This window comes from Acidisphaera rubrifaciens HS-AP3 (assembly GCF_000964365.1).
GTDB lineage: Bacteria > Pseudomonadota > Alphaproteobacteria > Acetobacterales > Acetobacteraceae > Acidisphaera > Acidisphaera rubrifaciens.
Genome location: NZ_BANB01000787.1, coordinates 1 through 4,126 on the forward strand (window position 1 = coordinate 1; position 4,126 = coordinate 4,126).

Annotated in this window: 5 protein-coding genes and 1 pseudogene; all 6 read right to left on the minus strand. The window is 69.5% G+C overall.

Annotated features, from left to right (window positions below):
- Window positions 1-728, minus strand: a pseudogene (locus B8460_RS17675) (glycosyltransferase 61 family protein); the annotation flags it as partial.
- A 5-nt stretch (window positions 729-733) separates the two neighbouring features.
- Window positions 734-1,468, minus strand: a complete 735-nt coding sequence (locus tag B8460_RS22335; RefSeq protein ID WP_048862939.1) for a class I SAM-dependent methyltransferase — start codon at window positions 1,466-1,468, stop codon at window positions 734-736.
- Window positions 1,469-1,495: 27 nt separating this feature from the next.
- Window positions 1,496-2,368: a hypothetical protein gene (locus B8460_RS17685; protein WP_048862940.1), complete on the minus strand. Its 873-nt coding sequence runs from the start codon at window positions 2,366-2,368 to the stop codon at window positions 1,496-1,498.
- Window positions 2,365-2,640 (minus strand): acyl carrier protein, encoded by a 276-nt coding sequence (locus tag B8460_RS17690; RefSeq protein ID WP_048862941.1) that lies wholly within the window; start codon window positions 2,638-2,640, stop codon window positions 2,365-2,367. Before B8460_RS17690 ends, B8460_RS17685 begins: the two co-directional genes overlap by 4 nt.
- 7 nt (window positions 2,641-2,647) lie before the next feature.
- The gene (locus B8460_RS17695; protein ID WP_048862942.1) at window positions 2,648-3,340 is read right to left on the minus strand and encodes a hypothetical protein; all 693 of its coding nucleotides are present in this window, start codon (window positions 3,338-3,340) and stop codon (window positions 2,648-2,650) included.
- Window positions 3,341-3,369: 29 nt separating this feature from the next.
- On the minus strand, window positions 3,370-4,126 hold a 757-nt coding region (locus B8460_RS17700; protein ID WP_048862943.1), incomplete at its 5' end, for a class I SAM-dependent methyltransferase.

Consider the following 4,126-nt stretch of genomic DNA (forward strand, 5'->3'; position numbering starts at 1 on the left):
CGCCCCGCGCCCGCCGGCGGCCGGCCGGCGGGAAGCCGGCGGCGCATTACGTCGAGCATGTCCGGGTTCGGCATCGCCGCCGACCACACGCCGCTGACGGCATGCAGGTCGGCGAAGCGGTAATGCCGGTCGAGGCGGATGCGGATCAGGCGCGCGTCGTCGATGCCATAGGCCGCGAGCGATTCGGCGACGGCCTGCCCATAGCCGCGCGCGCCGTCGGCCGGCGGCGCGAAGTCGGGCACGAGATAGCGGAAATGCCCCGGCCAGGCATCCTCCACCAGCACCGCGCGGGGCAGGATTTCCGCGAGCCAGTGGCCCCAGGTCGTCTCGCCGAAGCGGGCGACGATGACGCAGGGCGCGTCGATCTCCTCGACCGGAAACGGCAGGGCGCGCAGCGCGCGCAGGTCCCCCGCGACATCGGCGGTCAGCGGGTTGATCTGTTCGGCCGCCAGATGGTCGCCCGCGGCGATCCAGTACGAGTTGCCGCCCAGCATCATCGTGCCGGCCGGCAGGCGGCCGAGGCGGATCGGATCGACGGTCACGCGGCGCGGGCGGAACGCGTCCTGCATCCATTCGCGCGCGAACGCCTCCAGCCCGATCGCCGGGGCGTTCATGTGGACGACGGCGGTCGGCAGGTCGACGGTGCGGGCGGCGTGCAGGGTCTGCGCCGCGCCGAACAGATCCGCCAGCGGGACCAGCCGCGCGCCCGCGATGCCCCCGTCCGGCATCGCCCTCAGAACACCGAGAAGAGCGCGGTCAGGTTGTACGGCGGCCCGACCAGGGCGAAGCTGCTTTGCACCTCCGCCTCCGTCCAGAGGCGGTCCAGCCCGTATTCCGGCAGGTCCACCTTCGTCATCGCCTCCACGATCGCGTAGTAGTTGGCGTCGAGCACGCGCGAGCGCGGGTCGAGGTTCATGCAGGCGACGAGGCCGGTGGGCGGGCAGTCGAGCACGACGAGGCGCATCTCCGGCCGCCAGCGGCGCAGGATCGGCAGCATGCGCCACACGTCGCCGGTCCAGCATCCCTGCGTCGCGACGTGTTCCGTCTCGTCCAGGCGCGGCACACGCTCGGCCATGCGGGTGTTCGTCGGCAGGCAGTCATGCAGCAGGATGATCGAGCGCGGGTGGCATTCGCGTTCGGTGTTGATGAAGTCGCGCAGCAGGTATTCAAAGCGGTGCATGCCGTCGAGGAAGGCGATGTCGGGGCCGTTCGGCAGGAAGTGGCGGATGGTGTGGCGGCGGAAGAACTCGTCCGACGTCATCTGCATCCAGAACAGCTGCTTGCGCGTGCGCATCGGGTTGCCATCCACCTGCATCACCGGATCGACGCAGAGCGCGTCGCAGGAAAACGCGGCGAGCGAGCGGCCGGTATTGGTGCCGATCTCGAAATAGCTCTGCGGCCCGAGCGCCTGATCGAGCCCTTCGAGGAAGGTGATGTAGTCGATGCCGTCGTGGCGCAGGCTGCTCATCCGTGATGCTCCGTCGCACCGCCCGCGTCAGACGAAAAGCCGCGTCATCGGCGTCTTGCCGAAGGGGATTTCCGCCGGCGCGTTCGCGTAGTTGTTGGGCAGGTGATAGATCCAGGCCGGCGTCATCACCTGTCCGTCCGCATCGACCGGGACCACGTAGCGGCTGGGAAACCCGGCGGGCACGTTCTCGAACGACAGCCCCATCGCGGCGCGCGCCAGCGGGTCCCAGTCCATCACCTCGCGGCTGCGCAGCCGGTCGAACGAGCGGGTCGCGACGTGTTCCTCGGCGAGCGCGCGGTCGAGGATGAACATGGCGATATAGGGATTGTCGGCCGGCAGGAAACGCTGTCCCGCCGCCTCGGCGACCGGCTTGCCGGCGATCTGGGCCTGGGCCAGCCAGTCGGTCGCGTACACGTCGGCATCCGAGAAATTGTATTCGACGCGCACGAAGGACGGGATCAGCCCCTGCCGCGCCAGCAGCGCCCGCGCGCCCATGAAATACGTCAGGTTCCAGTGCGACAGGCGCATGTCGTCCTCGAGATAGACGAAATGCGTATAGGCGCCGTCGCCCATGAACAGCCGGGCGAGGATCGGCTTGTGGCACCAGCCGAGATTCCACGGGTCGTCGAGATCGGGGTGGATGTCGATGCCGATATCCTGGCGGTCGAGGAAATGCGCGCAGATGCGGTCGATGCGGGCAAGTTCGTCGTCGTCCGTCGTGTTGGTCATCACGACGACGGTGACGCGGCGGACCAGCAGTTCCGACAGCGCGCGCACCACCTCGTAGAGATAATGCAGGCGCAGCGCGCGGTAGTGGAACGGGATGACGCACAGCAGCCGCGCCTCGCGCGCGAGATCCTCGCCCGCGCGGCACAGGCGGCTGTCGCGCCCGGTGCTCATGGCGCGGCGCCGCCGCGGCGCACGAGGGCAACGAGGTCGCCGACCGTCGCCACGTCGTCGATCGCCAGCGGATCGAGGCTGATCGCGAAGGCGCGTTCGATCTCCACCAGCAGCCCAACCTGCGTGATGGAGTCCCAGCCGGGCACGTCGATCGTCGGCATCTCCGGCGAGAGGTCGATCGCGGGATCAGCGAACACGTCGCGCACGATCGCGGTGAGACGCGAAAGGATCGCGTCGTCGGTCAGTGTCATCCGGGCGGCGTTCTCGGTCATGGGCGCGTCATGCAACGCCGGCGAGGGGGGACGGCGCGGCGGCGGGCGGCGCCGTCTCCCGCCACAGCCGGTCGGCCTCGCGCGCGACGGCGAGCCAGCCGTCATAGTCGAAGTCGCCCGGCAGTTCCTCCGGCGCGAGGCGCGTCACGTAGCCGCGCATCAGCCCGTCGCCGACCGCCTCCACCGTGCCGGGCGGATGATGGGCGTCGTGTGGCGTGACCCACAGCAGGGCGCGCGCGCCGTGCCGGCGGATCGCGGCGTGCAGGTCCAGCACATCCTCGTCGCGGCAGCCGCGGCTTTGCTTCCAGACGAAGATGTGCCGATCGGACGCCAGTTCGGCGAGCAGCTTGCGGCGCAGGAACACCAGACGCTCGGCCTGCGCCGCGCGCAGCGGTTCGGGGTCGTCCACGCCCTCGTGACGGAAGGTGTGGTAGAACAGGTGATACATATCCTCCTTGATCATCCACTCGCCGCCGAAGCTCACGCAGTGGACGGTCTCCGGCGCGCCGATGCCGGCAAAGCCCGCGTTGATCGCGTCGGTGACGCGGCGTATCCGCTCCTCCACGGGGCACAGGATGAGCGTGAAGCGCATCAGCCCGACCGGTTCCGCCCCGCCCTGCCGCTGCACCAGCCCGAACTCGCAGTTCTCTCCGAGATTGACGAAGCGCTTGAGCAGCGCCTGTGTCGTGTCGTCTGTCATCGTATGGCGCCGCCGTTCGGGGAGGGGTGTCAGCCGGGCTTGCGCACGAGCCAGGCATCCTGTTCGGGATTGCCCTTGGCGCCCCTTGGGATGAAGGCCAGTTCCTCCAGCCCTTCGGCCGCGATCAGTTCGCGGCGCACCCAGGCCTCGGGGTGGAAGGCGGCGCAGATGTTGGAGCCTGGCTGTTCGTCGCCCGTGACCACCAGCCGGTCGGCGTCGAACGCGTCAAGGTCCTTGCCCGACAGCAGCCCTCGGTAGCGTATCCCGTGCGTCGTGAAATACAGGCAGCCGCCGGGGCGGATGACGCGCAGCAACTCGCGGAACCACGGCATCTGCGTGGCGACCGGCAGATGCGTGAACACGGACAGGGCGTAGATCAGGTCGAACGAATGGTCGGCATAGTCGAGCGTCGGCGCGAGGCTGTTCTGCCCGAAGGTCGCGAAGGGCAGATGCGCGCGGTCCCACGCGATCGCGTCGGCGGAGATGTCGGTGCCGAACACCGCGACGTCCGGCCATTCGGACCAGTAGCGCAGCACGCGGCCGACGCCGCAGCCGAAATCGAGGATCGAGGTCAGGCTTCCGGGGTCGATCCCCGCCCCCTCCAGCGCCGCGATCAGCGCCGTGTAGCCCTGTCGTCCGAGGTCGATGAAGGTCTGCGCGTCGTCGGTGCCGGCGACGCGGAAGCGCAGCTCGCCGTCCGGCAACGGCAGGTCGGTGTAGCCGTCGCTTTCCGGCTCGGGCTTCGGCGCGGGCTTGGTCGCGGCGGCGGCCGGCGTCGCGACGAGG

Excerpts from the sequence above, each read along its gene's own strand:
- B8460_RS22335 (WP_048862939.1), bottom strand. The coding sequence starts at position 1,468 with ATGAGCAGCCTGCGCCACGACGGCATCGACTACATCACCTTCCTCGAA.
- B8460_RS17685 (WP_048862940.1), bottom strand. The coding sequence starts at position 2,368 with ATGAGCACCGGGCGCGACAGCCGCCTGTGCCGCGCGGGCGAGGATCTC.
- B8460_RS17695 (WP_048862942.1), bottom strand. The coding sequence starts at position 3,340 with ATGACAGACGACACGACACAGGCGCTGCTCAAGCGCTTCGTCAATCTC.
- B8460_RS17690 (WP_048862941.1), bottom strand. The coding sequence starts at position 2,640 with ATGACCGAGAACGCCGCCCGGATGACACTGACCGACGACGCGATCCTT.